This window comes from Gemmatimonadaceae bacterium, from assembly GCA_040882285.1.
In the GTDB taxonomy this organism is placed as follows: domain Bacteria; phylum Gemmatimonadota; class Gemmatimonadetes; order Gemmatimonadales; family Gemmatimonadaceae; genus JACDCY01.
Genome location: JBBEBQ010000010.1, coordinates 60,829 through 73,662, shown reverse-complemented (window position 1 = coordinate 73,662; position 12,834 = coordinate 60,829). Strand labels below are relative to the sequence as shown.

Here is a 12,834-nt window from a genome sequence, read left to right as displayed (position 1 = left end):
CAAATGACCGTGCACAACGATCCCAAGACCGCGCCCGCGGCTCCGGCACGCGTCCGCCACGACGCGCAGTACGTCGACACTCCCGCCGCGGCCGAGCGGCTCATGACGTCGATCGGACGCGTCGACCGGGTCGCCATCGACACCGAGGGCGCCAGCTTTCACCGGTTCGTCGACCGGATCTACCTGATCCAGATATCGACGCGCGACGTCACCGCGGTGATGGATCCGCTCACCGCCGGCGATCTTCCCGCGTTCGGCACCGTCCTCGCGGACCGGTCCGTCGAGGTCGTGCTGCACGACGCGGATTACGACCTCCGGCTGCTGCACCAGGACTACGGCTGGCATCCAACCAACATCTTCGACACGCGTATCGCCGCGCAGCTCCTGGGAATCCCCGCGTTCGGCCTGGGCGCGCTGGTCGAGAGGTATCTAGGGATCAAGCTCGAGAAGAAGCACCAGCGCGCCGATTGGTCCATGCGGCCGCTGCCGCAGGACATGCTCGAGTACGCGCAGGAGGACACGCGGTATCTGCTGGAGCTCCGCGATCTGATCGGGTCCGATCTCGAGCGTCTGGGAAGAATGGAATGGGCGCGCGAGGAGTTCGAGCTGCTGGAGGGAACGCGCTGGGCCGCGGAGGATGAATCGCTCGCATTCATGCGCATAAAGGGAGCACGTGACCTCACGCGGCGCGAGCTGGCGGTGCTGGGCGAGCTGGCGCACTGGCGGAATGCGACGGCAGCCGCGCTGGACCGGGCGGTATTCCGGGTGATGGCCAACGAAGTGCTGCTGGAGCTGGCCAGAACCGCGCCGACGCGGGAGGACCAGCTGCTGGGCATCAAGGGGATGCCGCGTTCGCTGGCGCAGCGGGCCTCGCGCGAGATTCTCGCCGCGGTATCGAGAGGAATGGCGCTCTCCGAGGACAAGCTGCCCAGGTACCCCAAGGCCCCGCGCTGGCAGAAGGACCCTGACTTCGACCGGCGCGCGACGCTCATCAAGGGAGCGCGGGACACCGCCGCCAAGCGCCTGCAGCTGGATCCCGGCGTGCTGTGCTCGCGTGAGCGGCTGGAGGCGGTGGCCCGCCGGAACCCCGCCAGCATGGAGGAGCTCGCCGAAGTTCGGGAGCTGAGAAAGTGGCAGGCGAGGGAGCTGGGCCCGGACTTTCTGCGAGCGCTACAACCCTAGATAGGCGCGCACCCGCGGCTCGATCCTGTCGGGCGTCCAGAAGGGCGTCCACACGATGTTGGTCTTTACGTCCTCGACGCCTTCGATCGCTCCCACTTCGCGCTCCACGCTGCCGACGATCTCGGGGCCGGAAGGACATGCTGGCGAGGTGAGCGTCATGTCCACGTTCACCGTGGAGCCGTCCACGCGAATCCCGTACAACAGTCCCAGATCCACGATGTTGAGGTGGAGGTCGGGATCCTTCACGCGGCGAAGCGCGAGCTTGACCTGCTCCTCGCTCACGCCGCCGCCGGTCGCTTCGGGCTCCGTGCCCTCGGCCAGCACCGGCTCGTCGCTCACCCGGTTCTCCTGGACGTCTTCGTTCGCGTGCTCGCCGCGGGCGCGCGACGCTTCGCTGCCGAAGTCGCGCGGGCTCGCGCGCGCCTCTGCGCAGCGGCGCGCTTTCGCGCAGCCGCGGCCTTGGCGGCTCTGACTCGCTGGGTGTCGCCGTTCCATCCGTCGCGACGATCCGCACGGAACGCTGTCGGCATCTTCATCGCGCCGCGCGGTCCGTCGATCACGGCAAGCACCGCGGCGTCCGACAGGTCGGCCCGCACGTCGGAGATGACCCGGCCGGGATAGCGCGCCTTCGCGGCGTGCACCCGGTTCGTGAGCAGGATGACGAAAATCTGCCGGTCCGGATCGATCCACATGGACGTGCCGGTGAATCCGGTATGGCCGTACGCGCGCGGCGTGAGATATCTGCCTGCGCCCCCATCGCCGTCGGCCGTGTCCCAGCCGAGCGCGCGGTGCCCCGCGGTGCGGCGCGTGAACAGCGCCACCGTCGTGTCCGCGAATACGCGCACTCCGTCGTACGCGCCGCCGTTCAGCATCATCTGCGCGAAGACCGCGAGATCGGAGGCGGTGCTGAACAGGCCCGCGTGTCCCGCGACGCCGCCCAGGGCGTGCGCGTTCTCGTCGTGCACCTGCCCGTGGATCGGATAGCCGCGCGGCGATATCAGCTCGGTCGGCGCTACGCGGTACCGGAGCGAATCAGCCGGACGGAAGAAGGTGTTGTGCATCCGGAGCGGCCCGTACACGCGGTTGTGTAGGAACACGTCGAGCGGCTGCTGCGAGACTTTCTCGGCGATGAAGCCGAGCACGTCCGCGCCCAGGTCGGAGTACAGGTACTTCCTGCCGGGGATGTCGCGCACGCGCGTGGACAGCACCATGGCGCGCGCCTGTTCCGGCGTGCTGGATACGCGCCACAGATCGCGAGCCGCGGGGAGCCCGGAGCGGTGCGTCAGCAAATCACCTACGGTGACCATGTCGTTGAGCCCGCCCGTGAACTGCGGCAGATAGCGCGTAACGGGGGCGTCGAGGTTGATCTTGCCGTCGTCGTACAGCGCCATGATGGCCGCGGTCGTGCCGACGACCTTGGTGAGCGAGGCGACGTCGTAGATGCTCGTGTCCGGGCTCACAGAGTTGCTCTCCTGGCCCCAGCTGAGGCGACCGAAGCCGCGCTGAAGGACCACGGCGCCCCTCCGGCCGACCACGACCGACGCGCCCGGGTAGCCGCCGGCGTCGATTCCGCGCGTGACTATCCGCTCGACGGATTCGAGCCTTCCGGCCGACATTCCCACGGCCGATGGCTTTTTCGCGGGCAACCCGTCACTAGCTGACGCCAGCCCGAGCACGGTTACGACGATCCTGAGCAAGGAAACTCCGAAAAAAGAGCCGCGCACTCCGTGCCGGCTGACCCGGGTGGAACGGTCGCCAGTCCGCAGTGCCTCTATATCCTACCTTTAGACGCGCCTCGGGGTTCCGGGGAAACTCTCCCGGAGTCCGGGGTGACACATAGTACAGCACTCAATGACGGCTGACCAGCTGATTTTGAAACGGGCTCGTGCTGGCGACGAGGAAGCCTTGCGCACCCTCTGGAGCCAGCACTCCCCGCATATCGACGCCGTAGTGCGCCGGCTGTGCGGGGACGCGGAGCTTGCTGCCGACATCGCGCAGGAGGTCTGGATCCAGATCTTCCGCGCGCTTCCGGGCTACCGCGGCGAAGCCCAGTTCGGGACGTGGGCGCATCGGATCGCGGTCAACCGCACGCTGAACGCGCTACGCAAGGTCCGGCGCATCGAGAAATGGGAGGTCGACATCAGCGACGACTCCGCCGCTACCGAGATGGATTCGGAGCGTGGATTCCTGGCGGAATCGATCGACGACGCGATGCAACAGCTGTCGCCGGGTGCGCGCACGGTGTTCGTGCTGCACGACGTGGAGGGATACACGCACGAGGAGATAGCGAGCCGGCTCGGGATCACGTCCGGCGGCTCCAAGTCGCAACTGTTCAAGGCGCGCGCGAAACTTCGCCGGCTTCTCGCGCACGTGATCGACGATACCTGGCCGGCGAGGAATGGGAGTCATGCTGCATCTGCCTGCTGATCGACTGATAGAGCTCGGCGAAACCGAGCCGACCAATACCGAGCTGGCGCACCTGGGCGCGTGCTCCGAGTGCGAGCGCGAGCGCCAGGCGTACCGCGCGCTGCGCGCGCTCGCGGCCGCCGAAGGCGACCGTGCCACCGCGCCGCTGACGGCGTGGGACTCGCTGAGCGCGGCGCTGAGAGACGAAGGACTGCTCACTCGCGCTGCCGCTCCGATTCTCATTCTGACTCCCCCGGGCACGCCCGTCGTGGCGCGGCCGCGCCGGCGATTCCAGGCGGGCGGGTGGGCTTTGCGCGCCGCGGCCGCGGTCTTTCTCCTCGCCGGCGGGATCGTCATCGGCAGATCGACCGGAGGGGCCGCATTCCCGGTCACGAGCATGGCCGAAGCACCTTCCACCGCGTCGGCCCCGGCGTCGGCTACCGATGCTCCGGTCGGGCTCGCGTCCAACTTCTCCGTGAGCTACACGTCCAACGCCGAAGCGCTGGCCGCGCTGTACCGCGCGCAGCGGGAGTACGAGCGCGCGGCCACGTTTCTGATGACCAACAATCCGGTCGGCGACGACACCAAGCCCGACGTGTACCGCGCGCGCCTCGCCGCGCTGGACAACGTCATGCAGGCCTCCATGACCGCGCTCGAGGACGCGCCGGCGGATCCGGTGATCAACCGGTATTACATCGCCGCCGCCGGCGCCCGCGAGTCCACTCTGCGCCAACTCCAAACCTCCCTCCCGCCGGGATCGAGGATCGACAGCTTCTGATGATCAAGCCGCACGGACGCTTCGGCGTCGCTTCACTGTTTGTCCTTGGCGCTCTCGCGGGCGCCGCGATTCCCGCGCTCGCCGGTGCGCAGGCGACGGGAGGGACCCGCTCAGCAGTCCTGTCCAAGCCGGCCGGCTGGCTCGGCATCCACTACTCCGCTGAAGCCAAGATCGACCAGACCGGCGAGGGGCTACGGATCTCCTACAACTCGTATCCGGTGATCGAGGCGATCGAGCCCGGCTCGCCCGCGGAGCGTTCGGGGCTTCAGGTGGGCGATACGCTGATCGCGTTCAACGGTTACGATTTCGTTCGGCGCGGAGTGCCGATGGCGAGCCTGCTGCGGCCGGGCGAGCGGCTGTCGATTCGTCTCAGGAGAGGCGGGACCCGCACAGTGCGCGTCACGGTCGGAGAGCGACCGGCGGGAGCGTTCGGCTTCAGCCTGCGGAGGCCGCTACCGCCGGGCGCGACGGTGACCGTGCGGGCAGCGCCGAGAGCGCCCATCGCGGAGATGGAGCTTGCCGCGGAGGCGCTGCGGCAAGCCAGCGAGCAGCTCCCTCCGCAGACGAGAATTTTCGCCGAGAATCTCGCCCGGCAAACGGTGCGCGCTCTCGAGCGCGAGGTCGTGATGAATCCGTCCGTCGCGCCATTGATCGCGTTTAGCACGCCGTCAGGGGCCCTGCTGCTCACCGGCGCGGAGATGGTGCCGGTGAATGCCGGGCTCGGTGACGTGCTCGGCGTTCGGAAAGGCGTTCTGATCGTAAACGTTCCCGCCGCGACTGCGGCCGAGCGATCCGGCCTCCGCGCGGGCGATGTGGTGGTGCGCGCCGCGACCGCGGAGATCGTCGATCCGAGAGGGCTGTACATGGCGATGATGCAAGCCGGCCCCGCGAAGACGCTGCAGCTGGATGTCGTGCGGAAGGGGAAGGGACAGCGCGTGACTTTGCGTTGGTGATTGGTGATTAGTGATTGGTTAACTGCGGAAAGTCACGGAAAAACCGGCAGTTGCAGTCACTAATCACTAATCACTAATCACCATTCTCCGGCATCCTCAGCTCCTCCGGCAACAACGACTTGTGAATCGCGATCGCCGCCACCGAGCCCTCGGCGGCGGCTGAGATCGCGAGCTGCGGCCCGGGCGTGATGTCGCCGGCGGCATACACGTGCTCCACCGAAGTCTGCTGCGCCTTGTCTACCACGATCAGTCCCGCTTCGTCGCGCTCGCACCTGAGCTGCTTGCCGAGATCGTCCGCGGGATGCTGCCCGAGCGAGAAGAAGATCCGCTCGCAGTCCAGCTGCATGCCGCCCTCGAGCCGGATGCAGCTGACGTTGCTGTCCATCGAGGACACGCTCCGCACCCGCTCGCATAGCACGGGGATGTTCAGCTTCTGCAGCTGCGCCAGCATATCCTCGCTCAGGTCCTGCGCCTCGCAGTTGGTGCAGATGATGATCTCGTCGGTCCAGTTGGCGAGGGCGAAAGCCATGCCGACAGCGCGGTTGCCGGTCCCGATGACGACCGTCTTTTTCCCCTTGGCTTCGTAGCCGTCGCAGTCGGGACAGACGTGGATGCTCTCGCCGTAGCAGGCCGCCAACCCCGGAATCTCCGGCCAAACGTCCTTGATTCCGATCGCCAGCAGCAGACGCCTGCTCGAGAGCGCGCGGCCATCGGACAGCTCGAGCGCGAATATCCCGTCGCCGTTCCGCTTGACGATGCAGACTTCCTGGTCGATGAGCTGCACACCGTATCTGCGGCATTCGTCCCGCCCGGATGCGCGCAGAGTCGGCGGCTTGATCTTCGGCAGGCCCAGGAACCCGTTGATTCCGCGCGTCTCCCAGTTTCTCGGATCACCGGAGTCGACGACTACGACTGATCGCTCAAACCGCGCCAGCCAGACCGCCGCGCTGAGCCCGGCGGGTCCGCCGCCGACGATGGCGACGTCGTAATTGCCATCGGCGTCGGGACGGGTCGTGGCGTTCGTCATGGGATGGCTCCCTGCAAGTTGCTGCCCCCGCCGTCGTCGCGGCGCGCGAGGATTCGATCAGGGCCGTTCCGTCTTCAGCGCGAACCTCGCTCTCATTCTGGCGATGTCTCTCGCCGAGAGCACGGGGCGACTGATGTAATACGACATGATGCTGTCGGACTCGTTCACGTGGCTGAAGCCCAGCAGGTGTCCGACCTCGTGCATCACCACGGCGCGGACGATCGGCGCGTCCACGCCCGGATGGGCCGCGAGCGCGACTTCCACGTCGACTCGGCCCAGCCGGCCGTCCGCCTTCCACCAGGTGGAGCGTCCGGTTGTGCGGTCGCTGAACCGGTTTCGCCAGTAGATGCGGATCATGGCGCGCGTCGAGTCGGCCGTGAAGTCGAAGATGACCGGCACGCCGGCATCGGACCATTCGCCGAACGCCGCCCGCGCCTCGTCCACGAACGCGGGCTCGAACGCCCAGTGGCGGGAGGCGGGCTCGATCCAGACGCTCAGGTACTCCGGCACGCGGTCGAAGCCCGCGCTCCGATTCGCGATTATCTCGACACGCTGACAACACGCGACGGTAGCCGCTTCCGGCGGCTGCTGCGCCGCGAGCCGGGATGAGATGCCGGCGATCGCGATCGAAACGAGGACGAGCCTGGTCACATCATTCACGCTAACGGGAGCCTTGTCGGTCGGCCAGTCGCTGGACGTCGGCCGGGGTGTCCACGTCGAGCACGGCACCGGCGAGCGGGACTATCGCCACTTCCCGCGCGCGGCTCCGCAGCCACGGACCCGCGCCGGTATCCCCGCTTAGACTCAGCAGCTCGGGCACATGTTCCCGGCCGAACAGAGCGGGCACTCCAGGCACGCCCTCGTACCCGGTGGCCACGATCCGGGCCCCGGCCGCGAACTCCGCGATGATTCGGCGGAGCATCGGCCCGTCCACGAGCGGCTGGTCCGCCAGCATCGCGAGCACGCCGTCCCACGTCGTGTCCCGCAGGGCCGCGCGAAGACCCGTCGTGAGCGATGATGCGAGCCCGCTCTCCCAGTCGGCGTTGATCACCACTGTGACGCCCGCGAGATGCGACAACGCGGGACGGATCTCCTCGGCGTGGGCGCCCAGCACGACTATGACGGGGGCCGCGCCGGCGGCGAGCGCCGTCTCCGCCGCGTGAGTGACCAGTGCCTTGCCGTCATGCAGGATTAGCTGCTTCGGATGACCCATCCTCGCGGAGCCGCCGGCCGCGAGCACGACGGCCGCGACGCGGGGCGCACTGGTCGTGGTCAGCTCTCCGGCGCGGCGGCGTGCAATCCGGCCGCGCGATCGCGCAGGTGCGCCGCGTCGCGCTTGTGCATTACCGCGGAAACCTCGGCGATGATCGCGAGCGCGATGGCCTCGGGTCCGTCGCCGCCGAGATCGAGTCCCACCGGGCCGAACAGCGCCCCGCTGTCGGGCGGCACGTCACCGCGCGTCGCCAGCTCCGCCAGCATCCGCTCCGTCCGCGCGCGGGGACCGAGCACGCCGACGTACGCGATGTTCGCCGCGAGCAGTGCGCGGACATAATCGGTGTCGCGGCCGAAGTGGTGCGACATGACGACCGCCGCCGTCCGGGCGCGCAGCGGGACGACGGCCGGGAGTGCGTCCGCGTCGGGACACTCTATGACGTCGACGCCGGGAAAGCGCCGCGCATGAGCTTCGGCGATCGCGCGATGCTCGATGAGCGACACGTCCCAGCCGAGGCCGCGCGCGAGACGGCAGACCGGCCCGGCGTCCGGTCCGCTGCCGCAGATGACGAGCCGAACCGCGGGAGTCACGACTTCGAGCGTGATTTGCGCCGAGCCGCTCTGCCAGACGACGCCGCCCCTGCCGGCCGCCAGCGCCTGAGCCACTTGTGATCGCGCCGCCGATAGCGCGGTCCCGTCGCCCCAGTCGCCGCTGCTCATCTCGCTGGCACCTAACAGCGCCTGCGCGCCGACTGTGGGCCAGCCCTTCATCTTCTCGGACTGAACCACGGTTGCTATCACAGACGGCTCGTCCGCCGACAACGCGGCGGAGAGCAGATCCGCGGACGCGATTGCCTGCTCCGGCGATAGCGGCTGGAGCAGCACGTCGATCAGTCCGTTGCAGCCGAGGCCGAGTCCCCACACGGCATCGTCGTCGGCGCGCGTGTCGTAGGTGACGAGCCGGGCGAGTCCGGTGGCGTGGACCTCGACCGCGTGCGCGCACAGATCCGACTCGAGGCAGCCCCCGCTCACGAGACCGACGGTGGAGCCGTCCACGCGGATCACCATGCGCGTGCCGACGCCTCCGTAGCTCGATCCGACGACGCGAACCACTGTCGCTAGAACGACCGATTCTCCCGCGGCCGCGGCGTGCCTGAGGGATTCCACGATCGCGATGTGACTGCTCATGATCTCAATGTGAGAGGGCGCCGTGAATCCGTCCAGCGGCCGCCGCGCGCTTGTCGGCTACGGGCACGGTGGGCATCTTCCCGTTCGGGTTTCGCGGCACTACCGCGCCCGAGCAACCAGTCACCGAGGCGGTCGAACGGGATGGCAGCGGTCGGAAGCAGCGTCGCCAGGAAGGACGGAATTGGCAAGGCCACCGGCGGGGCGAAGTACGCCGACGACATCACCTTTCCGGGAATGTTGTTCGGGCGCACGATCCGCTCGACGATCCCGCGCGGAAGGATCCGCTCGATCGAGCTCGACTTCGACCAGACGGGCTTCACCATCGTCGATTACCGCGACGTTCCCGCGATGAACGCCGTGGACCTGATGTCGCAGGACCAGCCTTTTCTCGTCGAGCGGGAAGTACGGCACATGGCGGAGCCCATTCTGCTCCTGGCGCACGAGGACCGGGAGAAGCTCGCTGCCGCGCGCGTGCAGATCGAATACGAGGAAGCCACGCCGCTGTTCGATCCGGAGAAGTCGGACCGGGTCTTCAAGTCGATCGACATCGTGAAAGGCGACGTCGCTGCCGCGCTGGCGCGAGCCGAGGTGATCGTCGAGGGCACGTATCGCACCGGGCACCAGGAGCACATCTACATCGAGCCAAACGGTATGATCGCGGTGCCGGAAGACGGCGGTGTCACGATTCACGGCTCGATGCAGTGTCCCTTCTACGTGATCAAGGCGCTGCGCTGCCTGCTCGGCTCCGCCCACCCGAATGTGCGCGTGATCCAGACGGAGACCGGCGGCGGGTTCGGCGGGAAGGAGGAGTACCCGTCGATGATCGCCGGGCACGCGGTGCTGCTGGCCCTCAAGTCGGGGCGGCCGGTGAAAATCATCTACGATCGCGTGGAAGACATGATCGCGACGACCAAGCGGCATCCCGCGATCGTGCGGCACCGCACGGGTCTCATGCGCGACGGACGGCTGGTCGCGATGGACATCGACGTGCTGCTCGACGGCGGCGCGTACGCCACGCTGAGTCCCACCGTGCTGTCGCGCGGCTGCATTCATGCCTCCGGCCCGTACCGCTGCGACGACACGCGCATCCAGGGGCGCGCGGTGTTCACCAATACTCCGCCCAACGGCGCGTTCCGCGGCTTCGGCGCGCCGCAGACGGAGTTCGCTGTCGAGGTGCACATGGACCGGATCGCCGAGCAGCTCGGCATCGATCCCGTGGAGCTGCGGTGGATCAACGCGCTGCGACCCGGCGACAGGACCGCGACGGGACAGACGCTGCGCGACGATTGCAGCGCGCACATGGTTCTGGAGGAAGCGGTCAGGCGCACGGATTTCGCGCGGAAGCGCGAGCAGTACAAGGGGACGAATCGGGCCATAGGCCTGTCGCTGTTCTTCCACGGCGCGGGATTTACGGGAGCGGGGGAGCGCAACCTCAAGTCGAAGGCGCGGCTGGAGCTGACGCCGAGCGGAGTGCGCATCGCCACCGGCAGCACGGAGATCGGCCAGGGCACGCGCACGATACACGCGCAGATAGTCACCGACGCGCTCGGCATTCCATACGAGGACGTGGAGGTCGCGCAGCCCGACACGTCGAAGGTCGCCGACAGCGGGCCCACGGTCGCGTCGCGCACCTGCATGGTGGTGGGCAAGATCCTCGAGGAGTGCGCGCACGAGCTGAAGGAGAAGCTCAGCGGACTCTCGCCGGCGGAGTACTACGCGCGCAACGGCCCGCTCACGGTCGAGCGGATGTACGAGCCGCCCGACTGGATCCAGTGGGACGACAGCACGTATTTGGGCGACGCGTACGCCACCTACGGCTGGGGTTGCGACGTCGTGGAGCTGGAGGTCGACCCCGACACGTACGAAGCGCGCCCCGTGAAGGTGACGGCGGTGCAGGAGTTCGGCCGTCCGATTCATCCGGCGCTCGCGCGCGGACAGATCGAGGGCGGCACCGCGCAGGGGCTGGGCTACGCGCTGCTCGAACGGGTCGTGATGCGGAACGGCGCGATGGCCAACTCCACGCTGACCAACTACACGATTCCCACTACGCTCGACATGCCGGAGATCGACGTCGTGATGCTGGAGAATCCGTATCCCGGCGGTCCGTTCGGCGCCAAGGGACTGGGCGAGCTGCCGATGGACGGGCCGGCGCCCGCCGTGGTGAACGCGCTGCGGCACATGGGGCTCGACGTGCGGGAGATTCCGGCGACTCCGGAGCTGATCGCCGGCTGCAGGCCCATCGCGTGAAGCTCATGCTCAACGGAGAGATACGCGAAATCGGCGTGAATCCCGCGACGCGTCTGATCGACGTGCTGCGTGAGGAGTGCGGGCTCACCGGCACCAAGGAAGGATGCGGCGAGGGCGAGTGCGGCGCGTGCACCGTGCTCATAAATGGAGAGCCCGTGTGCTCCTGCATCGTTCCTGTCTCGCAGGTGGCGGGCGCCGAGGTGACCACGATCGAGGGGCTGAACGGCGAGCATCCGTTGCAGAAGCTGTTCATGGACGAGGTCGGCGCGCAGTGCGGCATCTGCACGCCGGGGATGATCATGGCGGCTCTCACGCTCGGCCCGGCGCCGACGCTCGACGATGTGCGTACCGCTCTCGCGGGGAATCTCTGCCGCTGTACCGGCTACGCGGCCATCTATCGCGCCGTGCTCAAGTGGCGCGGGATGCCGCTCGATGAGGGCGCAGGCGACGCGGTGGTGGCGTGAGAGCGGCGGTCTCGGGGTTGGACATGCGCAGCGCGGCTTCTCTCGACGACGCGCTGCGAATTCTGCGCGACGAGCGGCGAACTCCGGTGGCCGGCGCGACCGATCTGTACGTGGCGCTGAATTTCGGGACGCTGGAGCAGACACGCTTTCTCGATATCTGGTCGGTGGACGAGCTGCGCGGGATCTCGGAGCGCGGCGACACGCTCGTGCTCGGCGCGCTGGCGACGTATACCTCGTTGATCCGGTCGCCGCTCGTAACGCAGCGGCTGCCGATGCTGGTGGAAGCGGCGCGGCAGGTCGGGGGCGTGCAGATACAGAACCGCGGGACGGTGGGTGGCAACATCGCCAACGGCTCACCCGCCGGCGATTCGCTGCCGGTGCTCGCCGCCGCTGACGCGGTGGTGGTGCTGCGGAGCGCCGACGGCGAGCGGCGCGTGCCGCTCGCGCAGTATTACACGGGCTATCGCGCCACGGTGATGCGTCCGGACGAGCTGATCGTCGCGATCGAGATACCGCCGGTAGAAGGAAAGCAGTGGTTCCGTAAAGTCGGGACGCGCGCGGCGCAGGCGATCTCGAAGATCGTCATGGCCGGCGTGCGGTCTTCCGCCCCGCGCATCGCGTTCGGCAGCGTCGCGCCGACGGTGGTGCGAGTTCCTCTGACGGAGAGAGCACTAGCGTCCGGCGCGGGAATCGATCAGGGGGTGAAGGTGCTCGCCGACGAGATCAAACCGATCGATGATATCAGGTCGAGCGCGGAGTACAGGCTTCAGGTGGCGAAGAACCTTCTGCGGCGATTCTGGCTGGAGACCGCGTAGAATCGGGAGCGAGCCGCGGCTATCTGACCTACAGGGAGTAATCGGGCGCGGCGCGCAGGTCCGGCGTCCTCGATGCATCGTGAGCTGCAGGTCACGCGGCCGGCGCAACGCTCCAGAAAATCCGCGCGGGAATGCCCCTTCGTGCGCAGCAGCGCGTGCAGCATCTCGTGACGAATGACCTGGCCATTCCTGGCCACGGCCGCCGACACCACGATCTGATTGCTGGCAGCCGACCAGTACGCGGACACCGGCTTCCCATCGGATTCGAGCGGAACGTTGGCCGGAACCTCGTACCAGGTTACGGCGTCGAGCGAGCTCGAGCGGCCGGAACAGGCCTTCGTCATTTCCCACCATGTGGCGTACACCGCCGGCGGCGTAAACTGCGTCGCGCCGGGGGGAAGCTTGGGATCGACGAGGCCGTCGGCGCACGACACAATCGAGCCGGCGAGGGCCGCCGACCATGAAAGCAAAGACAAAATACGGCTCATCTCGAATCACGATGTGGATGACACTACCCGGCGTGGGCCGAATCGGCGACGCGCGCAAACGCGCGAGAAGCCAG

14 protein-coding genes are annotated in these 12,834 nt (G+C 67.9%); 7 read left to right on the top strand and 7 right to left on the bottom strand.

Annotated elements, in window-relative coordinates:
• Positions 1-3 precede the first annotated feature (3 nt).
• Positions 4-1,182: an HRDC domain-containing protein gene (locus WEA80_05930; GenBank protein ID MEX1186108.1), complete on the top strand. Its 1,179-nt coding sequence runs from the start codon at positions 4-6 to the stop codon at positions 1,180-1,182.
• Here WEA80_05930 and WEA80_05925 read toward each other — a convergent pair.
• Positions 1,171-1,521, bottom strand: a complete 351-nt coding sequence (locus WEA80_05925; protein MEX1186107.1) for a metal-sulfur cluster assembly factor — start codon at positions 1,519-1,521, stop codon at positions 1,171-1,173. The two genes, WEA80_05930 and WEA80_05925, sit on opposite strands and share 12 nt — an antisense overlap.
• Positions 1,518-2,879, bottom strand: a complete 1,362-nt coding sequence (locus WEA80_05920; GenBank protein MEX1186106.1) for a serine hydrolase — start codon at positions 2,877-2,879, stop codon at positions 1,518-1,520. Before WEA80_05920 ends, WEA80_05925 begins: the two co-directional genes overlap by 4 nt.
• Before the next feature lie 208 nt (positions 2,880-3,087).
• On the opposite strand from WEA80_05920, the gene WEA80_05915 reads away from it, so the two are divergent.
• From WEA80_05915 to WEA80_05905, 3 genes are read left to right on the top strand one after another with little or no spacing between them, the layout of a single operon-like run.
• Entirely contained in the window at positions 3,088-3,609 is a 522-nt protein-coding gene (locus WEA80_05915; protein ID MEX1186105.1) for an RNA polymerase sigma factor, read from the top strand.
• Positions 3,590-4,366: a hypothetical protein gene (locus WEA80_05910; protein ID MEX1186104.1), complete on the top strand. Its 777-nt coding sequence runs from the start codon at positions 3,590-3,592 to the stop codon at positions 4,364-4,366. Before WEA80_05915 ends, WEA80_05910 begins: the two co-directional genes overlap by 20 nt.
• Entirely contained in the window at positions 4,366-5,319 is a 954-nt protein-coding gene (locus WEA80_05905; GenBank protein MEX1186103.1) for a PDZ domain-containing protein, read from the top strand. The genes WEA80_05910 and WEA80_05905 overlap by 1 nt, the downstream gene beginning before the upstream one ends.
• Before the next feature lie 73 nt (positions 5,320-5,392).
• Here WEA80_05905 and WEA80_05900 read toward each other — a convergent pair whose 3' ends face one another.
• The 4 genes from WEA80_05900 to WEA80_05885 are packed head-to-tail and all read right to left on the bottom strand — an operon-like array spanning position 5,393 to position 8,746.
• Positions 5,393-6,346: an NAD(P)/FAD-dependent oxidoreductase gene (locus WEA80_05900; protein ID MEX1186102.1), complete on the bottom strand. Its 954-nt coding sequence runs from the start codon at positions 6,344-6,346 to the stop codon at positions 5,393-5,395.
• Between the two features lie 57 nt (positions 6,347-6,403).
• Complete coding sequence (locus WEA80_05895; protein MEX1186101.1) at positions 6,404-7,006, bottom strand: matrixin family metalloprotease; 603 nt, start codon at positions 7,004-7,006, stop codon at positions 6,404-6,406.
• A gap of 1 nt (position 7,007) precedes the next feature.
• A complete protein-coding gene (locus tag WEA80_05890) occupies positions 7,008-7,586 on the bottom strand; it encodes a nucleotidyltransferase family protein (GenBank protein ID MEX1186100.1) in 579 nt (192 codons plus the stop codon).
• A gap of 32 nt (positions 7,587-7,618) precedes the next feature.
• Entirely contained in the window at positions 7,619-8,746 is a 1,128-nt protein-coding gene (locus WEA80_05885; GenBank protein MEX1186099.1) for an XdhC family protein, read from the bottom strand.
• Positions 8,747-8,887: 141 nt separating this feature from the next.
• On the opposite strand from WEA80_05885, the gene WEA80_05880 reads away from it, so the two are divergent.
• From WEA80_05880 to WEA80_05870, 3 genes are read left to right on the top strand one after another with little or no spacing between them, the layout of a single operon-like run.
• Positions 8,888-10,993, top strand: coding sequence for a xanthine dehydrogenase family protein molybdopterin-binding subunit (locus tag WEA80_05880; GenBank protein ID MEX1186098.1), 2,106 nt, complete (start codon positions 8,888-8,890; stop codon positions 10,991-10,993).
• A 5-nt stretch (positions 10,994-10,998) separates the two neighbouring features.
• Positions 10,999-11,457 (top strand): (2Fe-2S)-binding protein, encoded by a 459-nt coding sequence (locus tag WEA80_05875; protein ID MEX1186097.1) that lies wholly within the window; start codon positions 10,999-11,001, stop codon positions 11,455-11,457.
• The gene (locus WEA80_05870) at positions 11,454-12,272 is read left to right on the top strand and encodes an FAD binding domain-containing protein (protein ID MEX1186096.1); all 819 of its coding nucleotides are present in this window, start codon (positions 11,454-11,456) and stop codon (positions 12,270-12,272) included. Before WEA80_05875 ends, WEA80_05870 begins: the two co-directional genes overlap by 4 nt.
• Here WEA80_05870 and WEA80_05865 read toward each other — a convergent pair.
• Positions 12,224-12,748, bottom strand: a complete 525-nt coding sequence (locus tag WEA80_05865) for a hypothetical protein (protein MEX1186095.1) — start codon at positions 12,746-12,748, stop codon at positions 12,224-12,226. The two genes, WEA80_05870 and WEA80_05865, sit on opposite strands and share 49 nt — an antisense overlap.
• Positions 12,749-12,834: the final 86 nt, after the last annotated feature.

Bases quoted from the DNA above. Each gene is read 5' to 3' on its own strand.
- WEA80_05930 (MEX1186108.1), top strand. From the start codon at position 4: ATGACCGTGCACAACGATCCCAAGACCGCGCCCGCGGCTCCGGCACGC.
- WEA80_05910 (MEX1186104.1), top strand. From the start codon at position 3,590: ATGCTGCATCTGCCTGCTGATCGACTGATAGAGCTCGGCGAAACCGAG.
- WEA80_05905 (MEX1186103.1), top strand. From the start codon at position 4,366: ATGATCAAGCCGCACGGACGCTTCGGCGTCGCTTCACTGTTTGTCCTT.
- WEA80_05900 (MEX1186102.1), bottom strand. From the start codon at position 6,346: ATGACGAACGCCACGACCCGTCCCGACGCCGATGGCAATTACGACGTC.
- WEA80_05885 (MEX1186099.1), bottom strand. From the start codon at position 8,746: ATGAGCAGTCACATCGCGATCGTGGAATCCCTCAGGCACGCCGCGGCC.
- WEA80_05880 (MEX1186098.1), top strand. From the start codon at position 8,888: ATGGCAGCGGTCGGAAGCAGCGTCGCCAGGAAGGACGGAATTGGCAAG.
- WEA80_05875 (MEX1186097.1), top strand. From the start codon at position 10,999: ATGCTCAACGGAGAGATACGCGAAATCGGCGTGAATCCCGCGACGCGT.